Genomic DNA, 20,689 nt, shown 5'->3' on the forward strand with positions numbered 1-20,689 from the left:
GTGCAGTTCAAAGGTAATTTATATTAAGTGCAAGTTTAGAGAAAATTGGTATTAATTATTTCTCTATAATTTTAAATGACTGAATCATCGCTTCAGCAGTAGGTAAATACTGAGAATATTTTGCCGACTCTGCTGTAAACGTAATAAAGTAAGCTTTGCCATTTCTGACGGTTCCAACTTCTGTAACTTTGAGTTTGCATTCTCCTTCTTGGCGAGAATAAATTAATTTATAGGCATTAAAATCTGATAGTGTTGTTGATGGTTTAGAGTCATCAATAACTTGTTGATTTGGATTATTGTTTTTGATTTTTTGCACTACTAAATTTTTATATTCTTCTAAAGATAACATTTGCTGAGATAAGTCATTTACATTAATTGTTATTTCTAAGTTACAAGAATTCACTTGCTTTTGATTTTTCGGGATAAATTGAATGATCTCACCGCCAAAATCATCGCCTGGTTTTATTGATTGCCAGTTATCTGATGGATATTTGATTGTGATACCAGACTTAGGCTCTTCGTAATTTGAAAGAGTAGTTTTGGGATTAATAAATTGATATAAAATCCATAAAATTAGAAAAATTATAGGAATAATTACTACTACACCCATACCTAGCCACACTACACCCCCATCTAGCCACACTTTCCAAGGTGGAGATTTGGAGGATAGTGCTTTAACAGCCTGCAATGCTTTTGCTGCTGAAGGATAACGCTGGCGGTAGTCATAGCGCACCATTTTATCGATGATATTTGCTAGTTTAGGACTAACTTGAGTGCGATCGCGCCAAACAATTTCTCCTGTTTGAGGATTTGTCGGTAGTCCTCCGGGATAAGGATTGATTCCCGTTAATGCTTGAATAGCAATAATTCCGACTGCATAAATATCACTGTGGAAAGTAGGTTGACCTTTTGCTTGTTCGCCAGGTACATAACCAGGAGTACCAATACCAACAGTCAAAGCTGTCTTTCTAAGAGGATTTATCAGCTGAGTACTAACTTCTTTAACTGCACCAAAATCAATTAACACAATTTTGCCATCAGACCGACGGCGAATATTCGAGGGTTTAAGATCCCGATGGATTAAATTATCTTGATGAACAAAAGCTAAAACTTCTAAAATATCTTCTAAAAGTTTAATTACTGTACGTTCGCTCAGTTTTTCACCCGGAATTAATTCTTTAGTTAAGTCGTGACCTTCTATATATTCTTGTACGAGATAAAATTCTTTGTTTTCTTGAAAAAACGCCAGTAAGCGGGGTATTTGGTCATGATGTCCTAATCGTTCTAGATTTGCGGCTTCAGTGTCAAACAATCTTTTCCCAACTGCCAAAGTGTCTGGGTCGGTGGAAACTGATTTAAACTGTTTCACAATACATTGAGGATTCCCAGGTCGTCCGATGTCAATGGCTGTGGAAGTAATGCTAAATCCTCCTTTGCTAATGTGCGCCTGAATTTGGTAGCGTCCACCGAGAATTTGGCCTATCATCTCAGTCACCAATGTACCCTGCAATTTTTATATCATTTATCCTGGGGACTAAAGACTAAGCACTGGATACTCAGAAAGATATATAATTGCACTAACTACCTCTGCAAAAGTGCGATCGCTCTGACTATTATTCTTCACCCCAAGCACTCAAAAACTCTACCTGATTTTGCATATCCTCTGCTGACTTAGCTGCAATTAACCTTAAAAGACGGCGCATTTGTTCACCTATTGAATAATTCTGCTGTCCAAAAATCATACCAGCGTGGGACTCTCCCTCTTGCAGAAAAGTCGTGTGCAATCAATAAAAATCTCTAAGATTAAAGCTGTAGATTACACACTGATTTTCTCAGGCCCACTTCAATTGCTCTTCATCACTACGAGATAGCATTTTGGCTTATGCAACAGTTATCACATCTACACCACGGGCACGCAAAGCTTGTAATAGTCCATTACTCCTTGCATCCTCATCCAAATACAAACGAATAAGGCTCATTGTTGAATCTGAGTTTTGTTTGCATGTAATGCTGCTAACCGCTCATACTCAGCTTGTTCTTGTGCTAAATCAGCCTCAATTTCTTCTCGGTTTGCGTGATAGTAGGTCAGTGCTGCATAAACTTGTACTAGCGTTAGATGGGGTTTATCAACAGCAATCTCTTCTGCACTGTAACCTTGTTTGTACAAAGCTGCTATTCGGCGCACAGATGTAACTGTCCCTACAATAATTGGACGACCTCCATGCATAGGATCTCTTGTGATTAATGTACCGATATCAGTAATAGTTGGCAAAGCTTGTGCCCCACAATCTCTCGATCTTTATATAGTCTAGGCTAGCATTACTGTATGTAGCAGTACTCCCGTACTGTTTAGAAGTATAGCGATCGCCTACTTTCTCACCAATCAAGTAACATAGATTATGTCAGCGCTGGCTATCTAGCATTTAAAAAGCCATGTCAGAAACTATAGCTGCACCTGATGTAACCCTCCCCCCAACCCAAGCGGACGCTGGCAAGGTAGTTACAAAGGAGTTGACGCAACTTGGTTGCGTTGAGCAACTTTAACCGGAGAATTGTTACCAACCGCTGAGGAAAAAGAGCGACAAAAGGCAGATGAGGCTCAACAACAAGCACAGCAGGCTCAACAAAGGGCAGAACGTGCCGAGTCGCAGTTGCAGCAAACAGCAAAAAACTTACTTCAATCAGGGATGACAGTAGAACAGGTAGCTAATATAACAGGTTTGTCTAACTCGGAAATAGCGGCACTAGATATTTAGTATTAATACATAACGTTGTTAAAGATAGCGTTGCAATAAACCAATGACAATTTCTGGTATTTCTAGATGAGGTAACACTCCAGCATCTGCGATCGCATAAAATTTTTGAATCGCATCTATATTTAAGTTAGCCAAATGCCTCCCTAGTTTAATGCTAGTAAATTGTGCCTTCTCTCCCCAAAACACAACTGTGGGAATTGTCAGTTGTTGAATGTATAAACTTAAATCAAAGTAAAGGTCGCCTCGCAAAAACGCCAAGGCAGCAAACTTAGCATTCGGCTGTTGTGCAGAGGTTAAATAAGCCTCAACCATTTCTTCGGAAACTCGTTCTGGTTTGGCAAACAAAAAACTTTGCAAAAAGTTTCTCACTGCAAATTCATTTTCAGCACCTAGGGTATAAATTAAATTGTCCAACAAAGGTGTATTAATTACTGATAGTGGAAGTCTGCGTCCAGCACCTTGGCCAAAGTCATCAAACCCAGAGGGACAAACCAAAAATAGTTTTTGGAACAAGTCAGGTTGAGTAATAGCTAAGCGGATAGTAAAAGCAGCTGTTAAAGAAGAGGCGACTACCGTTACAGGTTGGCGACAAGTTTGGCTAATGAATTGGGCGATCGCGCTAAGATAATCACTAATTTGATAATCCCGCACTGGATGAGCTGACTCTCCCCAACCAATTAAATCCGGGGCTAAGATGCGGTGTGTAAAAGCAAAAGCCGAGTAAACTTTAGACCATTCATAAGCTGATGCTCCGCCACCAAAGTTGTGTAGGAACAGTAGCGGGGGTAAATCTTCAGTGTCAGTATCTAACCAAGGTGTAGTCGTCTGGGTATAGTAAACCATTTTCCCCAGAGATGTATTAATGACTTTATGCCCAAAGCCAGGAGGTTGAAACTGAAGCATAAATTTCACCCTTTTTTATCTCCTGTAATTTGAACGAGTCGATCGAGGTTATCGCCGCTAATGTGATAAGCTGCTCCAAAGCCAATAACAAAACGACCTTCACTAGGAGTTAGCTGAAAAATCCGAAAGTCAGCCAAGCCGTGTAAAACTCCAATAATTTCACCAAAACGTTCTTGAAATTGGTCAACAATTTGATTCCAAGTTGCAGTTTCACGCTCAATGAGAGTAGCTGTACAATCAAAACTCAAACGGCGACGAGCAAAGATTTGGTCAGCTTTAGCTTCATCCTCAATCAGTAAAACACTAACATGAGAATTGCTTTCAAGATTTTGGGTATGGGTGGAAAGACCACTGACATAAATGTAGATATTTTTGGAATCATCCATCACAAAAGGAGCGTAGCTAGCATTTGGTATTCCTTCCTGACTAATAGTGCTAATGATTACACTTTCTAATTCTTGAGGAAAACTTTCGTACTCAGTTTGAGCTTTTTCGAGTTGGCTCATAAATTTTTGTCTAATTAATAGTTTATTCCTAAGTATCCTAACGCTTGTCAGTTGTCAGTTGTCTCCTTTGTCCTCCTTGTCTCCCCATCCCCTTCTGCCTTCTTCCACTAGCAACTGTTCCGTTAAGTAGAAAGGTGCAAATAAACATAACTATGTAACGAAAAGTAAACTTAGCTCAAACCTTCTTTCCTTCTGCCTTGTCTCAACGATAAATATTCACACCGATCTACTTATCATGTAGCAATATGATGTTATTAGTTTTACTAATATTAAGATGGCTCGGTTTGGTCACGGATAAAATTTACGTTTACAGATACTTAGTTTTGCCTTATTATCAACAATAACTGGATAAAACCCTGATTTAGCGTTGAAATTGGCTGATTTTTACACAAAGCGATATCGCTTTAAAAGTCAGTTATACAGAGATATTGGCATTTTTTGGAGATGCCAATCGAGTTAAATAAAATATGTTGCGTCATTCCATATTTTATTTAATTAGTCAAGTTTGAAGTGCTGTTCCCCAACTATATCCTTCTACTCTCCTTTGAGAATTTACTCAATGGAGATGCATCTACTTTGTTTTAGGTGACGTTGATGAAACAACCAAGCAAACGCAGACGGGGTGTAATCCTTACCATAAAAGGCTGGGATAAATTTCAAGCCGCCAAAACTCAAGCAGAATTTGATGAGAATGCTGGAGATAGCTTTTCTTTAGAAGAACTGAGCGATAGCACCCGTTTAGCTCTCCACACTATATCGAGAATTTTGGCACGCTTGGAACCTGTAGATAAAAGTTCCTTGCAGTTTGCCTTCGCTGCCTTTGGGCTGGAGTTATCTCAAAGCGATTATACCAGGCCGACCTCGACCTTAGAGGAATTAAAAACTCGGCAAGCAAACCCACAGTATGATTGGGCAGAAGCACCGGATGTATCTGTGTTTTTTGGTCGCAGTGAAGAATTATTGCAGCTACAAGAGTGGATATTAGAAGAACGGTGTCGTTCAGTTGGACTCATAGGAATTGGTGGTATTGGCAAAAGCACTTTAGCGGTGAAGTTGGGACGGGAAATTCAAAGCGAATTTGAGGTCATAGTGTGGCGCAGCCTGCAAAATGCACCGCCAGTAGACGAGCAAATCACAAACATCCTGCAATCTTTGCTGTCGGGGTTACAAAAGGAGATAGCGATCCCCGAAAGCTTTGATGGCAAACTAGCAAAGCTAATGGAATGTTTGCAATTAAACCGATGTCTGCTGATTTTAGATAATGTTGAGACAATTCTCGCTGGTGGCCAAGCCGGGCAATGTCGTCCTGGTTACGAGGGGTATGGTCAATTACTCAAGCGCGTTGGCGAAGTACCCCATATTAGTTGCCTTTTGTTCACTTCTAGGGAAAAACCCAGAGAAATGATACCGTTAGAAGGAGACAGAACAGAAGTGCGATCGCTCCCATTAAAAGGATTAAATCCTACTGAGGGACAACAGCTATTTCAACAAAAAGGACAATTCACGGGTACAGAACAACAATGGCAAGTACTCATCGAGCATTATGCTGGAAATCCCTTAGCGCTCAAGATGGTAGCAGCTGGAACCCAAGAGCTTTTCGACGGTAGAATTGCCCCGGTTTTAGAGTATGTAGAACGCGGGATACTAATTTTTGAGGACATTGGCGACTTGTTAGAACGGCAGTTCTACCTTTTGTCACCAGTAGAAGCGGAAGTAATGTACTGGCTGGCAATTAATCGAGAGCCAGTATCCATCGCTGAGTTAGTTGGTGATATAGTGACATCTTATTCCCAGCGTCTCGTACCTTCAGCAATCAAATCTCTGTTGCAAAGGTCATTAATTGAAAAAAGCGGTGAGCATTTCTTTCTACAACCAGTGGTGATGGAATATACCACCCAGCGATTGCTTAAACAAGTGTGTCAACAATTAGTAGGGGAAAAGTCTGTCCGTTTAGGCTTATTCCAAACCCATGCTTTAATCAAAGCAACAAGCAAAGACTACATCAGGGAGACACAAAAGCAATTAATTGTCCAACCCTTGCTTGAGCAGTTGTTAATAGAGTTGGGCAGCCAACAAAAGCTGGTAATTTTGTTGCAGGATGTATTAGAGCAGCAAAGACATCAAGCTGCAATATTAACAGGGTATACCAGTGGCAATGTCATCAATTTGTTAAAGCATTTGCAAATAAATTTACAGGGATATGATTTCTCAAATTTGAGCATTAAGCAAGCGGATTTACAGGGTGTAAATTTAGCTAGAGTAAATTTTCAAAATACTACTTTTGATAAGTCTGTATTTGCTAAAAGCTTGAAGAATATTTATGCACTTGCCTTGAGTCCAGATGGAAAACTGTTGGCTACGGGCGGTCAGGATGGGCAAATTTATTTGTGGCAAATGGCGGATGGAAAAAACTTGTTGACATTTAAGGGACATGAGAATTGGGTTTGGACAGTTGCTTTTAGTCCAGATGGGCAAACCCTGGCAAGCGGTGGTCATGATAGGCTTGTCAAATTGTGGAATACACAAACGGGAGATTTCTTAAAAACTTTAGATCGACACACAGGTGTTGTTTACTCTGTCTGCTTTAGTCCGGATGGTCAAACTCTCGCAAGTTGTAGTCTAGACACTTCAATTCGGTTGTGGGATATCCGTCTAGGTAATTGCCTTAAAGTATTGCATGGTCATACTAGTGTGGTGTGGTCAGTCAGGTTTAATCCAGATGGTTCTATCCTGGCAAGTGGTAGTCAAGATTGCGATATTCGCTTGTGGGATGTCAGCGAAGGTAATTGTATAAAAAAATTGCCAGGTCATGATGGCAGGGTATTGTCGCTTTGCTTCAGTCCAGATGGTAAAACTCTTGCCAGTAGCAGTAGTGACCACTCTGTTCGGTTATGGGATGTGAGTAAAGGTACTTGCATCAAAACATTTCACGGTCATAAAAATTGGGTATGGTCAGTTTGCTTTAATTCTGTTGGTAATATCTTGGTTCATACCAGTCCAGATGGGGGAATTAAGCTTTGGGATGTGGAAACTCTTGAGTGCATTAAAACCCTGAAAGTAGATCGCCTTTATGAAGGGATGAACATCAGGGGTGTGACTGGGTTAACAGCAGCGCAGCGAGCTGCACTTTTGGCTTTGGGGGCGGTGGATGGTGTAAGGTAGGTTTTGTTGTGGGCGATCGCTTTTGGTAAAGTGTTAGATGCGATCGCTAATCAACTGTAAATCCCACATCTTCAAGCTCAAAAATTCTCGCAGCTTTTTTCTCGATTTTGCGTAGTTGACCTTAAATTATTTTCTGATTCCCAATCGTCTAATTGCTTGTTAAACTCTTTATCGTAACAGGCTTGTTGCCAGTTCTTAGCGGATGTGATTTGTTTTGGAGTGAGATTCTTAACTCCTTGGAAGTTAGCACCTTGGAGGTCAGCACCTTCAAGACTAGCGCCTTGAAGATTGGTAGCTATGTTTGTTGTTATGGTTCTCTCTGGCGTTATCTTGAATAGCGACAGTTTAGCTGGTTGGAGTTTAGCACTTTTAAGGTTAGCGTTTTGGAGTTTAGCACTTTTAAGGTTAGCTCCTTGAAGACCAGCGTTAGATAAGTCTGCTTTATTCAAGTAAGTTCCTTCTAATTCTATTAGTGGCAACGACGCATCTTTGAGTTTAACACCATTAATATTTGCACCCTTTAATGTTATGGTCGCTGGTTTCTTTACAACTCTATATTTAACTTTATCTTTAACATAAACTTTAATCTTACTTTTAATTAAATTAGACTCGTGCAAAAAACGTATAAGGTATCCCTTATATTCACTATCTAATCTACGTAAAGCTGTTTGTGTTTGACCTATTGCCATAGTTCTTGCATCTTCTGCTGTATCCGATAAATCTTTGGCAGTTTTAATACTTTGAAATACTTCCAATTGTTCTTTTGTCGATTTTGGTTTGCTCTTGAAAGTTTCTTTAATATTTTCTTGAATTTTTTCATTCCTTTTTTCTGCTTCCGTTTCATTCTCTGTTAAATCTTTTTCTAGACTGAGTGATGAAATACTATCTATATACTCTTTGAGTATAGTATGTTGATTATCTGTTTGTTGTGTCTTAAATTGAGAATCACTTATACGCCATCCAGCCCATGCAACGAGAATAGGAATAATGATTGCTCCTAGCGAAGCTGCACCTAACTCTATAGGTCTAAACCATTTTAATTCTTTTGATTCTAATGAATTCAATTCTGGATCTTTATTTTTAGGATTGGGTGTATCATTTGTCGGTTCTAGATTATTAAGTTGTGTTTTTTCTGCGGTATTTCCATCAATTTTTGTATTTAGAGTCTGAGATTGTGTCGCTTGTGCCTTGGTTCCGTTACTTGTTGTATTTCCGTTATTCACGCTCATGGCATTGTCTCCCTGATTTTTAGTCAACATTATTTTTAGGCTGGAAGCAAGTGTAAGTTTTAGAACAAACTTATTATTTTTATTTCAATTAATTTAGTCATAAAATAAAAATAATGAGATTATAAATGCACCAAGCCATACTAAAGTCGCATAACCTAAAAGTTTAGGAAGCAATATTGTTGCTTCTATATGTCTTTGGAAAAGAGAAGATGAATATGCAGAAAATGACTGATTATTCATCCTAGCAATTTGCGATCGCTCAATTCTTGGTTTACGATTCGCAGTGTGGTAGATGACTCGCATAAAGTTTGATTGGGAAAGTGCGATGTAGCTTTTACATATCCCAGTTTGCAGACTTTCACCTACTGACACCAGGCAACTTTAGCAAGTTATTTTCAACTTATTTTCAACTTAAGCGTTTCAGAGACAAACAAAAGCGATCGCCCACATTAACCTCATCACCAAAAGTGCGATCGCCCGTAGTAAAATAGCAGATGCGATCGTCTAGATCACCCTATTACCAGAAGTGCGATCGCCTTTACAAAAGTATGAACACCAAAGGTGCGTAGGCGTAGCCCATCGTAGACCTACATGTATGTACTTAAAAGCCTCGAAGCTTCTAACATCTGAAAATAGGCTTTTATACCACTGACAATATTCGTCCACAAATTTCACTGTTGGTGCGGCTGGACGAGGCTGTACCATGCTCTGTGTCTTAGTTCTAGCGTTTGTAAATTCTTATACTACCGCGAGAGTGACAAAACAAGGTTAATTGTCTTAAGTTTTACCAATTTTCTTGGTTTACTTACTGCTTTCTCTGTGTGCCAGTTTTGGGTGCGGAATGTGGGTTCTAATACAGCCCAAATACAATCGCTGTCCGCGATCGCTTTTTGAAAATAATTCATCCAATACAAATAACCGAATTCCTGAAACCTAACGCAAACGGTTCTTCGGATCTTGGGCAAGCATTTTATTTCATGAGAACAAAAAATCCTGAATTGCTGCTAAAACATCTGTTGGATATTCCTCATGCAGTCCTAAGGAACCAGGAATTATGACGCTTCTTATTCCTGGTAAAGCTGCTAAAGCGTCCATTTCTTCTCGTGATTTTAGTGGACTGGATTCCCCAATTACTATCATTAGGGGCACGGATAACGACTCCACAAGTGCTAGAAAATCAGATTGTTCGCGTACAGCATCGAGATTACCAGTCACAAAAGCAGCAGAAGCAAATCTCGCTCCTGGTTGTTGAGTTGTTTGCCACTTTTTCTCAATGAAACTGGGGGTAAGTTTAGCCACATCGGTAAAGACGTGACGACGGTACATAAAATCTAGGAAAGATGGCAGAGTGTTAAGTTTATAGAGGATTTGACCAACAATAGGCGATCGCACCAATCCTCTAACCATACCAGCTATCTGTTGATTTGCCCCCATTGTCGGCAAAGGGCCGCGCCAAGTAGGAGCTAATAGCACAATTCGAGAAAAAACAGCAGGCTGTTTCACCGCTAGTTGCAACACGTAACTAGCAGCATGACCAGCCGCAACCACAGTAATTGGCGTATTAAAGACAGCTTTGACAAAATCTTCTAAAAATCGCTGATATATTTCCGGTCGGTAATTTAAACTAGGGCGAGAAGATTCTCCAAATCCAGGCCAATCTACTGCTAAAACTTGAAAGTGGGGAGCTAATAATCTAGCAAGTTCGCCCATTTCCAAACGTGTCGAAACGCTACTGAAAGCTGGCAATAGCAATAGTGGTGAACCTTTGCCTAGGGTTTCATAGACGACGCGTAGGGCTTGGTTTTCCCAGTTCCAGAGATATTCTTGAACTACTCCGCCAAATCCCACAGCGTCATTAGTTGATAATAAATTGGTTGACATCACACTAAATTTTTAAAGTTAGCAGTTAGCAGTTATCAGCATCTCTGTTAAGGTGGTATCCTTGAACTTTGAATAAGAGTAAGAACTATTAAGATATTAATTTTTAAAGGGTTAGAGTTATGAATTCAAAACTTATAACTCACAACTCTTAACTTTTTAGTTTGGCAAGTCTAACTTACATTCCAACGCTTTTTTTTGCATGGTTTTAAAAATATTGTAAAATCCATTAGCGCGGGAAGGTGTTAGGCTGACATTTAAACCAGTGGCTTGAATAAAATCTGGGGTAAGTTGGACAATTTCTGTGGGAGTTAATCCATTCAACCCTTCAACCAAAAGTCCTACTAATCCTTTGGTTAATTGGGAATCAGAATCACCCTGAAACACAACCTTACCATCGTCCAGCACTGCTGTAACATAGACCTGAGAAACGCAGCCAGGAACTTTGTTTTCTGGTACTTTATCAGCTTCTGAGAAGTCATTGAGCTTCTGAGCATACCAGATCAGTTGTTCGTAGCGTCGCTTCGGATCGGCAGCGCGTTGAAAGCGCTGGACAATTTTAGCGAGAGCAGGTGGTAAAGAATCTAGAGTAGAAGACATAACAGAAGCTGCAAATAATCGGCATCACCTTGAGTGTAAATTATCTTTAGCGCGATCGCGCTTGCACTTCACCTTGATGTATGAGCTAGCCATAACAACTATTGTTAACTATATGCTGTTCTAGCTAGGGAATTTATGCGATCGCATAAATATGAGTCATGTTTTTTAATCAGTGCGATCGGAAAAACTCAATTATTCTGATTGCCAGGCTTGACAGCAACTATGGAGAAGATACCGCAGTATCTAGCAATACTAAATAGCTAAGACATGCGTTCGTCAAGAAAATTTTTTTGGTTTACTACTTACTATTTTAGCGATTTTAGCGATCGCAGCTTCCGGTGTCAGACATAAATCTCAACCCTTAATTTATGAAGCAACAGGACAATAGTTTTATTAAGTATTGAAAATAACTGTTAAATATTGATGCAAAAACAGGCTTTTTCTTGAATTGGCTTCAGGAATTCTCAGATTATGTTTTCAATCATTAATAAACTTCAGGAGCAAATCAGGTGTTGACTTCAACCTTACTCGCTGCTGCAACCACACCCCTGCAATGGAATCCCACAGTTGGGGTAATTATGATTCTCGCCAATATTATTGCCATTGCCTTTGGCAAATCTACGATTAAGTATCCCAACGCAGAACCAGCCCTACCATCACCGAATTTATTTGGTGGTTTTGGTCTGCCTGCACTATTGGCGACTACCGCCTTTGGTCACATCTTAGGAGTAGGTATTATCTTAGGGCTGCATAACTTGGGGAGAATTTAGGGCAAGAATGCTAAAGGCTAAAAGTTGAAGGTAAGAAAGCTTGTATAGTAAGCTTTTTAACTTTTTCGACTAGAGAGTTATTTCCGCGCCCGCTGTACTAGGTTGTTAGCGAAGTTAGCTGTTATTTGATTATTTTTTGTCTGATTTCATGAGCTAAAGAGTTAATTCTTTAGCTCTTTCATACTAAATATACAGTTGCAACAAATTCTGTCAACTATCTAAAGACTCAAGCATAGATAATAAAATCGGTGTAAAAAATAAAGGTTTGTGGTAAGCGCTTTAACGCTAAAGTGCTTACTAAGAGACAATTACAGGGTTTTACTTTTCTTTACATAGTTAGGTTTGTTCGCACCGACTTACTTATCAAAAATTAGTCTGTGGAAAAATTAGAGGGTATTAAGGTGTAGTGAGACTTTCAAAATACACTACTGCAACAAGGCAGTCCCAATGAAAAAATTTCACCCCTTTAGGGTTCGGCAGTCATGAAAATTGGTCTTTCCTTACACCCCTACATCCACTTTGGTAACGGCAATTCGGTCATTATTCAGTACTTTTCAAACATCCTCATTAATTAATTTCATTTGATATGCATAATCTCGCTTGTTTTTACTGTAATTAATACAGACACAGAACAGCACTAACTAATCTGAGCATGGAACTTCCTTGCTCAGATTTTCTTATGCATATAGATGACGCACAACAAAAGCATATCCCTCTTTTAAGGTCACCGCTCTTGCTAGGGGACATCCAATAATTAAATTACTCAATTCCTGTATCCAATACCAGTATTTAATTTCTTCTCTCCCTGCTCACCCAAGCGATTGATTATTTTTTATTTGGAAGTCCCTAGCTTGCTTCCCCGCAGAGGTACGAGACCGACTTTGCCGAACGAGTTCCCTCAAGGAGTACCCACAACGCCACTGGCTTGTACCGCTAAAGCGGAACCCGCAGGGTAGCAAGTGACATCCAAGACGGGGCGACCTCACCGCAGTGACTCCTCAGCAGTACGAGCGCTGCGGCTTTGCACTCGGCACTTTTCCCCTACCTCCTATATTCAACCCATGAGTTAAAATGGCTATATTTTAATTTGATGATATGAAAAGAATAGAAGTTGAACAAAGAACTATTTTAATTGGTTTAGCAGGTAGCCACGGCTATGGGTTAAATCGTCCTGAATCGGACTTTGATTTTCGGGGAGTGTTTATAGCACCCAAAAGATACTACTTGGGATTTGACCACATAGAACAAAAAGATACTGGTTGGGACGAACCTGGTATATTTCCTTTTCTCGATAGCAATAAAGACACGGTTATATACGAATTAAAAAAAATTTTACAATTATTGTCTGGTGCTAATCCCAATGTTTTAGAGTTGTTGTGGTTAAATAACTATCCTGTATTAACTTCACTAGGTCAACACTTAATTAGCCACAGAAAGTTATTCTTAAGTAAAAAAGTAAAGCATACTTACTCTGGTTATGCTTTTGCTCAAATTAAAAAAATGGAAACCCATCGCAAATGGTTGTTAAATCCGCCGCAAAAGAAGCCACTACCATCAGATTTTGGCATAGAAGATGAAGCCCCATTAATCAAAGATGAGCTAAACGCTTTTCTAGAGTATCTTTATAACTTAATTAGAGGACGAATTGAGTTTCTGGAAGAAGCTGAACAATTATATCAATTGCTGACGGCAGATATTGATTTTAAAGGAGTGCTGAAACAATATTCTTTGCCTGATGCAACTTTGGACTACACTCAAAAATTAACTAATAGCCGTAAGGATTTTATTCGACTGCTGCAAAAAAGTCAAAACTATCAAATAGCTTTGAGAGAATGGAAAGCTTATTTGTCATGGCAAGAGAATAGAAATCCGGTGAGGGCGGAAATGGAAAGAAAGTCTGGTTTTGACCTCAAGCATGGGATGCATTGCATTAGATTGCTACGCAGTGGACTAGAAATATTGCAAAAAGGGGAAGTAATTGTAGACAGGAGGATAGCTGGTGATGTCGAGGATTTAAGAGCTATCCTCAAAGGAGAGTATTCTTATGAACAGGTGATGAAGATGGCAGAAGATTTGGTTGCTCAAATGGAAATTTTTTATGAACAATCAAGCTTACCTTCTAAACCAGATTTAGAAGAAATTAATCGGTTGTGTATGGAACTGGTAGAAATGCAGGGGTGGTAAGTGAAAAAGTTAGGAGTAGAGACGCGATTAATCGCGTCTGTGCAAGGGTTAGGAGTTAATTAAAAACTCATAACTCCTAACTGTTAACTTTTTTAGAGAGTTTGAAGCAAATCAGCAAAGCCATAAAGGCTAATTAAAAGTAACAATAATGCTGTGAGTTGGGTGACTCGCGTTTGGGGTGAGGGTGCGATCGCTTCCCGTACTAAAATAGAAATGGATGCCCCGACGACAAGACTTAAGCCTAGTACTAAATAAGGTCTATCTGGTGAAATAGTCGCAATTGCCAACATTGCGATCGCTAGCATGAGCATTAGTAACTCTACAAACCGAGGTGGGTTGTATTGGCTAGCTAAAATAAAGCTGTTTAACCAAAAATTCCAAAATCTCATTGTCAATCATGAGTGCTGAGTGCTGAGTGCTGAGTTAGGAGGTAGCTTTTCATTCAAAACTCCTAACTCCTGTACAGACGCGTAGACGCTCGTAAGAGTATAATCGCGTCTTTTTGTAGAGACGCGATTAATCACGTCTCTACTCCTAACTCCTAACCCCTAACTTTTGACCTACACCGTTGTTCTGTGCAGCATCATCGTCTGATAATTCCACACCAAAGATACGGGCAAAAGCTTTTTCTACTTTGTAGCCGGAATCTATTGACTCTAAGGGGTCTTTCCGCAGTCTGTGACGCAGAGATAAAGTTATTACACGCCGAATATCATCAACTGTAACTTCAGTACGCCCTTCAAATGCTGTTAACGCTTTGGCGGCACGGTTAGTAACAATGTCACCCCGTAAACCATCTACATCTAGTTCTGAACAGACCTCAGAAATTTTTACTCGCAGATCGTAGTCACTTTTCACTTCGCTCAATAGCTGTTGAGCGCTAACTATTTTCTGTTGCAGCGCTTCTTGCTCTGATTTATATTTTTCCAGAAATACTGGGGGATTTTGGTCAAATTCTGCTCGTTGTTCGACGATTTGTACCCGCAAGGCTGGTTCTTTTACTGTGTGTATTTCTGCGTGCATCCCAAAGCGGTCTAATAGTTGAGGACGCAATTCGCCTTCTTCTGGGTTACCTGAACCGACAAGCACAAATCGGGCCGGGTGACGGATAGAAATACCTTCACGTTCTACAGTGTTCCATCCACTGGCTGCCGAGTCAAGTAACACGTCAACTAAGTGGTCATCCAGCAAGTTGACTTCATCCACGTAGAGAATGCCGCGGTTTGCCTTAGCCAGCAGTCCCGGTTCAAAAGCTTTTACACCCTCAGATAAAGCTTTTTCAATGTCAATAGTGCCGCAAACTCGGTCTTCTGTAGCTCCTAAGGGCAGGTCTACCATCTGGACTTTTTTATGATCTACAGGGATTTCTTCCCCTTGTTCCAACTTTTGGCGGACTTCATCGCTCATCAAATCGGGGTCGCTGGGGTCACTATTGAAAGGGTCATTGGCAACCACAGGGATTTCTGGCAATAGGTCAGCCAGTGCCCGAATAGTTGTGGATTTGCCGGTACCGCGATCGCCCATAATCATTACACCACCGATTTTGGGGTCAATCACGTTCAACAGCAGCGCCAGTTTCATTTCTTCCTGGCCCACAATTGCCGTAAATGGAAATACCACGCGACGCACACTTGACGTGGATTGAGCAGTTGGAGTCACTAAATTACCTTAATAATATTTTTCTTATTACAATTTTTTATTGTGCCACAGTTAGGGTGTGGGGGGATGAGGGGGGTGAGGGAGATGAGAGAGCAGCGGGAGCAGGGGAAGCAGGGGGGAGAGAAATTACAACTGACCACTGACAACTAACTCTTAACTCAGCACTGTCCTGGTGATAGCATATTGTAGTCGGCGCTCTGATCCCCGGTGTAGATGAACAAAGCATTGGATGAAACGCTTTCTATCAAAATTGCTGAAAGCATTAAAAGCAAGGCTAATCAGCCTTTTGAGAATGCTTACAGAGCAGCATTGGCGACTAAAGGGGCAATTTATGTCCAAGGGTTTTTAGCTGTTGCTGAGAAACCATACCAACCCATTGAACACGGTTGGATTGAACTAGGCAATGTCTCCGACAATGAACCGAATGTAAGCATTATCGATCCCACATTACCATACCTGCACAAAAGCCCCCAGGAACTTTGGTACTTTGCCGCACAAAGTTTAAATATTAAACAATTAAAAGCATTAATAGAAGAATCAAAAGAAGATTATCCAGAAGACGATCCCCTACCAATTTATGGTGATGCGCCCTATGAGTATTACGGTGATGTAATGTTAGGTGGTCAGGAATACTTAGCAGCATATCAAGCAGCAGAAGCAAAGTGCAGAGAACTTAAAGAATTCAACCCTGAAAATAACTAACAACAGTCATCAGTTATCTAAAGACGACTTTCCATCGCTACCAAAGTATTCTCGATAGCCACAAATTTTGTTTCCACACACATCAAAGGAAACCGCTACTCGATTTTTGTAAGGCAGTCCGAATAAAACTCCCTCATCATGAAATTCAAAAACAACCGTTGTCTCATTGCTAGTAAAGCGGTCTAAAGTCAGGATAATTCCACCCGGAAAAGATGCAGAAACGTATTGAAAAAATTCTCTAGCTCGCTCTTTTCCCACATTCAAACCTTGGAATTTTCCTGTTGGGAACCAAAAGGTAAAATCTTCTGTAAGCACATCCAGAAATGCTTGCCATTCACCTGTTGCTAAACCTTGGGTGAAATGCTCAAAACCCTGCCGAGCAACTTTTAAACTATTTTCGGAATTCTCTGTCATCTTCATTCCTTTACAATCTAACAACTACTTTGCCGCAATTTTTACCACTCAGCAGATATTCGACAGCATCAGGAATAGATTCTACACCGTTAAATTGAGTTGGATCGATAACAACTTTGAGTTTGCCAGAGTAGAAGAGGTGAATCAAGCGATCGCGTGCTTGTGCCATGTGTTCTTTATAATGAGGCATAAGAAAGCCGCGAACGGAAGCAGCTTTCCAAAATAGCTGGTGATAAATGCGGGGTTGGCTAATTTGTTCTGGGGTTTTTGCATATTCAGAAATAAAACCAACCACCACTAACCGTCCCCGCACCGCTAAGTTTTCCACGCAGGTATCAAAAACCTGTTTCCCCACACAGTCAAAAATCAAATCAATGCCATTGGGATATTCTTCCTTGAGGATTTGATTGAGGTTTTCTGTACGATAGTTGATAATGCGATCGCATCCTAATTCCCTGAGTAACTTTGCCTTCGCCTCAGAACTGCAAGTACCAATGACATGATTCCCTGCTAACTTTGCCAATTGCACCGCAATATGACCAGTTCCCCCAGCGGCAGCTGTCACTAAAACCACTTCATTAGTTTTCATTTCCCCTACTTGTTCCAATGCAACCAAAGCGGATACACCTGTAGGCATTAGTGTGAGCAATTCTGGTGTTGCTTGGCGCACCTTCACCACTGAGTTGGCATCAATAACTTGATATTCTCGATAACCACCACCACGCGCTGTAGTAATGACAGCATCACCAATTTGAACATCTTTCACATCTTCACCCATAGCAACAATCTCTCCCACTGCTTCCACACCCAAATCAAAGGGAGAAATTAAGTTTACATAGGGAACATCACCACGACAAAGTAAAGTATCAAATCCACCATTAATGCCAGCAAATTTATTTTTAATTAAAACTTGGCTTGCAGCAGGTTTGGCAATAGGAACTTCGACAACTTCAACAGCAGATCTAAAATCTTGCTTGAGTTGCTTTGCTATTAACTTTCTGTATGTTTCTGCGTTCATTTCCAAACTTTAGTTTTACCTTATTCTTGATTTATTAGTTTTAACGTATGTAGCAATCCTCAATCATTTATAAAAATTTCTTTGCGTTATATCATTATTTTCAATCCGCGTAGGCGGTGAGTCCAGTGCTGCAAAGAGAAGTTGCCATAGCGTAGCGAAGCGCGAGTCTTCTCCCAAGGGGAGACGCTACGCGAACGAGCGTCGGAGGGTTTCCCTCCAGAGCCACTTCTGTGCGGGGGTTCCCACGCCACTTGATCCACTTGGGGTTTCCCCAAGACCACAGTGGCTCCCCGTTGTAGGCGGAACGCCTTCCCGCAGGGCAGAAAGTGGCATCAGGCAACTGGCGAACCGTTAGCGTAGCGTTAGCGAGTCATCGAGCGTCAAGGGTTTTGATTATGTAGCCGCGACTGCTAGTCACTTCTCAGACATTCTCTTAGGTTTATAAAGCTTTATCCCACTCTAATTGATGAGCTAAACCATACTTGATAAAATCTTCTTCTTTAGCTTTATCGCTTTTACCAAAAACACCTAAGCTGTAAGGATTATCTTGCATCCGTTGTGTGACTTGCTCTTTTTCAAATCGTATTACTTCCTCTCTAGATTGATCCGGTTTAAAAAAGTCTACGACTAAAACAGTTCTGTCATAATTGGTATAATTATGGGGACAGTGTGGATAACTATGATCTAAAACCATAAATTTTCCTTCATACCAATAAAGCTGTTCGTGGCATATTTTCATAGCTATATCTCCCTCTGGCACAATTAATCCTAGATAGCCACGATTCATATGAGGGTTATAGTTCACATGCAGTTTGATATCTAAGCCTGGATGGAATGTACCAAAATACACATTTCTGACGATGCCATTATCATGAAAGTTTACTTTTTCTATGACTTTAGCCAAATTTGGAAAATATTTTTCTCTTAATGCAAGTGCTTTTTGTAATGCATCCTCTGACCGACAATCGGGATACTCTATTTGATGCAATTTAATATATTCTTCAATAAATAGACCTTGAAATAAGATACCAAAAGCACTATATTTCGCATTACCCTTAGTTTTAATCGTTTTACTTTTAGGCCCCAAAACATCGTAAGTGAATTTTAACTCCTCATCAGATGCCTGCTTGATAAAGCTTGTAAATTCATCTCGAATTACTTGCCAATTATCTTGAAAGCTTTCAAGAAAAGAAAATTGCTCTGGGTTGAGATGATACTCGTTAAAACTTTCCATTATTTTTTCTCCCGAAAATGATTGAATAAAAAATAGTTACATAGCGATCGCATCTGGTCTGTGTTCCGGTACGATGTTGAAATTCCTAACTAAATTAAGATATTCATCACCAGCTAAAACACCATGCCCAGCGTTCTGGCATTAAAACTTTGGGTTATGTACTCATTTTAGTGTGAGGTCTACTGTGTCTGAAGCTCCCGTATTAGATCGAATTATCAAAAATGTGCGGGTAGTTCGTCCCCATCAGGATGCGATCGAACTGCTAGATTTAGGAATTAAGGATGGAAAATTTACTGATATTGCTCCTAATATTAGCCCAGACACAGCTAAAGAGATATTTGATGGCAAAAACTTGCTGGGCTTTCCTGGGGTCGTGGATGCCCATATGCACGTCGGTATCTATCAACCCCTTGACAAAGATGCTGTGACTGAAACCAAAGCAGCCGCAATGGGAGGTGTGACTACCAGCCTAAATTACATCCGTACAGGACAGTATTATCTTAATAAAGGCGGCTCCTATAAAGACTTTTTCCCAGAAGTATTAGCCTTATCGGCAGGTAATTTTTTTGTCGATTATGGCTATCACGTCGCACCTATTGCGAGTCAGCATATCGACGAAATCCCTCTACTGTTCGAGGAACACGGTGTATCTTCGTTTAAAATCTTCATGTTTTATGGCGGTTATGGGTTGCATGGTTTGTCAGACCAGCAAAACCTCTTTTTGATGATTAATAAAGACGAACGCTACGACTTCGCCCATTTTGAATTTATAATGCGCGGTCTAACTCGCTTGATAAACGAACATCCAGAAGCGCGAGATACTATCAGCTTGAGTTTGCACTGCGAAGTTGCAGAAATTCTCAATGCCTATACCAAAATAGTAGAAAATGATTCTAGTCTTAGCGGACTGCAGGCCTATAGTGCAGCGCGTCCTCCGCATTCCGAAGGTTTAGCAATTTGCATTGCTTCTTATTTAGCGCATGAGACTAATTGTGCAAATATCAATTTATTGCACCTGAGTTCGCGTAAAGCAATGGAAGCAGCTTTGACTATGCAAACTGCTTTTCCCCATATCAATTTTCGGCGAGAAGTTACTGCTGGACATTTACTATTAGATGTCGATACTCCCAATGGTACTTGGGCAAAAGTAAATCCCCCTATTCGTCCCCGTGCCAATGTGGAATACTTATGGCAAGCAGTACTCAACCATCAAGTAGATTGGATAGTCAGCGACCATGCTTGCTGTTCTGCCGAACAAAAAAGAAGTGCTAAAGACCCGAATAATATTTGGTTAGCAAAGTCTGGTTTTGGCGGTACAGAATATTTACTTTCTGGTGTATTTAGTGAAGGTAGTAAGCGGGGAATGTCTTACAACCACATGGCTAAGTTACTATCTTGGAACCCATCCCGGCGCTTTGGTTTGTTAGAAAAAGGTGACATTGCCATTGGCTATGATGCTGACTTGGCGTTAGTAGACCCCAATGAAACCTTTATGGTGCGTGCTGCTGAGTCGGAGTCACAACAAGGTTATACACCCTTTGAAGGAGTAGAGTTAACGGGACGGGTGAAGAGTACATTTTTACGCGGAAATCCTATTTATAACAACGGAAAGGTTTTGGGTTCACCCACTGGACGTTATTTAAAAAGGAAATTTATCAGTTGAGGCAGGGGAAG

General features: G+C 40.3%; 20 protein-coding genes and 1 pseudogene. 6 read left to right on the forward strand and 15 right to left on the reverse strand.

Annotation, left to right across the window (positions count from 1 at the left end):
- Positions 1-55: 55 nt before the first annotated feature.
- Positions 56-1,486: a protein kinase domain-containing protein gene (locus RMY31_RS08890; RefSeq protein ID WP_322663262.1), complete on the reverse strand. Its 1,431-nt coding sequence runs from the start codon at positions 1,484-1,486 to the stop codon at positions 56-58.
- A 489-nt stretch (positions 1,487-1,975) separates the two neighbouring features.
- Positions 1,976-2,272 carry a DUF433 domain-containing protein gene (locus RMY31_RS08895; RefSeq protein WP_322663208.1) on the reverse strand — a complete coding sequence of 99 codons (297 nt, stop codon included), beginning with the start codon at positions 2,270-2,272 and terminating at the stop codon, positions 1,976-1,978.
- Positions 2,273-2,552: 280 nt separating this feature from the next.
- Here RMY31_RS08895 and RMY31_RS08900 point away from each other — a divergent pair, with 280 nt between their 5' ends.
- Positions 2,553-2,756, forward strand: coding sequence for a hypothetical protein (locus tag RMY31_RS08900; protein WP_322663206.1), 204 nt, complete (start codon positions 2,553-2,555; stop codon positions 2,754-2,756).
- Between the two features lie 18 nt (positions 2,757-2,774).
- Here the strand turns inward: RMY31_RS08900 and RMY31_RS08905 are convergent, their stop codons facing one another.
- Positions 2,775-3,659 carry an alpha/beta hydrolase gene (locus RMY31_RS08905; protein WP_322663204.1) on the reverse strand — a complete coding sequence of 295 codons (885 nt, stop codon included), beginning with the start codon at positions 3,657-3,659 and terminating at the stop codon, positions 2,775-2,777.
- 5 nt (positions 3,660-3,664) lie between these two features.
- Positions 3,665-4,165 (reverse strand): HugZ family protein, encoded by a 501-nt coding sequence (locus tag RMY31_RS08910; protein WP_322663202.1) that lies wholly within the window; start codon positions 4,163-4,165, stop codon positions 3,665-3,667.
- 594 nt (positions 4,166-4,759) lie between these two features.
- Here RMY31_RS08910 and RMY31_RS08915 point away from each other — a divergent pair.
- The gene (locus RMY31_RS08915; RefSeq protein ID WP_322663200.1) at positions 4,760-7,327 is read left to right on the forward strand and encodes a WD40 repeat domain-containing protein; all 2,568 of its coding nucleotides are present in this window, start codon (positions 4,760-4,762) and stop codon (positions 7,325-7,327) included.
- Positions 7,328-7,404: 77 nt separating this feature from the next.
- Here the strand turns inward: RMY31_RS08915 and RMY31_RS08920 are convergent, their stop codons facing one another.
- The 6 genes and pseudogenes from RMY31_RS08920 to RMY31_RS08945 form a co-directional block, all read right to left on the reverse strand.
- Positions 7,405-8,586, reverse strand: coding sequence for a pentapeptide repeat-containing protein (locus RMY31_RS08920; RefSeq protein ID WP_409877802.1), 1,182 nt, complete (start codon positions 8,584-8,586; stop codon positions 7,405-7,407).
- A 63-nt stretch (positions 8,587-8,649) separates the two neighbouring features.
- Positions 8,650-8,928 (reverse strand): hypothetical protein, encoded by a 279-nt coding sequence (locus RMY31_RS08925; RefSeq protein ID WP_409877803.1) that lies wholly within the window; start codon positions 8,926-8,928, stop codon positions 8,650-8,652.
- 213 nt (positions 8,929-9,141) lie between these two features.
- Positions 9,142-9,261 (reverse strand): annotated as a pseudogene (locus RMY31_RS08930) (IS701 family transposase); the annotation flags it as partial.
- Positions 9,262-9,299: 38 nt separating this feature from the next.
- Complete coding sequence (locus RMY31_RS08935) at positions 9,300-9,461, reverse strand: hypothetical protein (RefSeq protein ID WP_409877804.1); 162 nt, start codon at positions 9,459-9,461, stop codon at positions 9,300-9,302.
- Between the two features lie 70 nt (positions 9,462-9,531).
- The gene (locus RMY31_RS08940; RefSeq protein WP_322663196.1) at positions 9,532-10,437 is read right to left on the reverse strand and encodes an alpha/beta hydrolase; all 906 of its coding nucleotides are present in this window, start codon (positions 10,435-10,437) and stop codon (positions 9,532-9,534) included.
- A 156-nt stretch (positions 10,438-10,593) separates the two neighbouring features.
- The gene (locus RMY31_RS08945; RefSeq protein WP_322663195.1) at positions 10,594-11,034 is read right to left on the reverse strand and encodes a SufE family protein; all 441 of its coding nucleotides are present in this window, start codon (positions 11,032-11,034) and stop codon (positions 10,594-10,596) included.
- A gap of 509 nt (positions 11,035-11,543) precedes the next feature.
- On the opposite strand from RMY31_RS08945, the gene psaK reads away from it, so the two are divergent.
- Complete coding sequence (psaK, locus tag RMY31_RS08950) at positions 11,544-11,804, forward strand: photosystem I reaction center subunit PsaK (protein WP_322663192.1); 261 nt, start codon at positions 11,544-11,546, stop codon at positions 11,802-11,804.
- 1,095 nt (positions 11,805-12,899) lie between these two features.
- Positions 12,900-13,988 carry a DNA polymerase beta superfamily protein gene (locus RMY31_RS08955; protein WP_322663189.1) on the forward strand — a complete coding sequence of 363 codons (1,089 nt, stop codon included), beginning with the start codon at positions 12,900-12,902 and terminating at the stop codon, positions 13,986-13,988.
- Between the two features lie 92 nt (positions 13,989-14,080).
- Here the strand turns inward: RMY31_RS08955 and RMY31_RS08960 are convergent, their stop codons facing one another.
- Complete coding sequence (locus RMY31_RS08960) at positions 14,081-14,377, reverse strand: hypothetical protein (RefSeq protein ID WP_322663188.1); 297 nt, start codon at positions 14,375-14,377, stop codon at positions 14,081-14,083.
- Positions 14,378-14,522: 145 nt separating this feature from the next.
- Entirely contained in the window at positions 14,523-15,647 is a 1,125-nt protein-coding gene (gene bchI, locus RMY31_RS08965; protein ID WP_322663186.1) for a magnesium chelatase ATPase subunit I, read from the reverse strand.
- 213 nt (positions 15,648-15,860) lie between these two features.
- On the opposite strand from bchI, the gene RMY31_RS08970 reads away from it, so the two are divergent.
- Complete coding sequence (locus RMY31_RS08970; RefSeq protein ID WP_322663184.1) at positions 15,861-16,349, forward strand: hypothetical protein; 489 nt, start codon at positions 15,861-15,863, stop codon at positions 16,347-16,349.
- Positions 16,350-16,358: 9 nt separating this feature from the next.
- Here RMY31_RS08970 and RMY31_RS08975 read toward each other — a convergent pair whose 3' ends face one another.
- The 3 genes from RMY31_RS08975 to RMY31_RS08985 all read right to left on the reverse strand — a co-directional run bounded on the left by RMY31_RS08975 (position 16,359) and on the right by RMY31_RS08985 (position 19,015).
- Entirely contained in the window at positions 16,359-16,763 is a 405-nt protein-coding gene (locus tag RMY31_RS08975; RefSeq protein ID WP_322663182.1) for a nuclear transport factor 2 family protein, read from the reverse strand.
- A gap of 10 nt (positions 16,764-16,773) precedes the next feature.
- On the reverse strand, positions 16,774-17,781 hold the full coding sequence (locus RMY31_RS08980; RefSeq protein ID WP_322663180.1) for a zinc-binding dehydrogenase: 1,008 nt from the start codon (positions 17,779-17,781) through the stop codon (positions 16,774-16,776).
- Between the two features lie 439 nt (positions 17,782-18,220).
- The gene (locus RMY31_RS08985) at positions 18,221-19,015 is read right to left on the reverse strand and encodes an aspartyl/asparaginyl beta-hydroxylase domain-containing protein (RefSeq protein ID WP_322663178.1); all 795 of its coding nucleotides are present in this window, start codon (positions 19,013-19,015) and stop codon (positions 18,221-18,223) included.
- Positions 19,016-19,199: 184 nt separating this feature from the next.
- On the opposite strand from RMY31_RS08985, the gene RMY31_RS08990 reads away from it, so the two are divergent.
- Positions 19,200-20,678 carry an amidohydrolase family protein gene (locus RMY31_RS08990; RefSeq protein WP_322663177.1) on the forward strand — a complete coding sequence of 493 codons (1,479 nt, stop codon included), beginning with the start codon at positions 19,200-19,202 and terminating at the stop codon, positions 20,676-20,678.
- Positions 20,679-20,689 lie beyond the last annotated feature (11 nt).

It is taken from the genome of Dendronalium sp. ChiSLP03b (genome assembly GCF_034531165.2).
GTDB classification, from domain to species: domain Bacteria; phylum Cyanobacteriota; class Cyanobacteriia; order Cyanobacteriales; family Nostocaceae; genus Dendronalium; species Dendronalium minutum.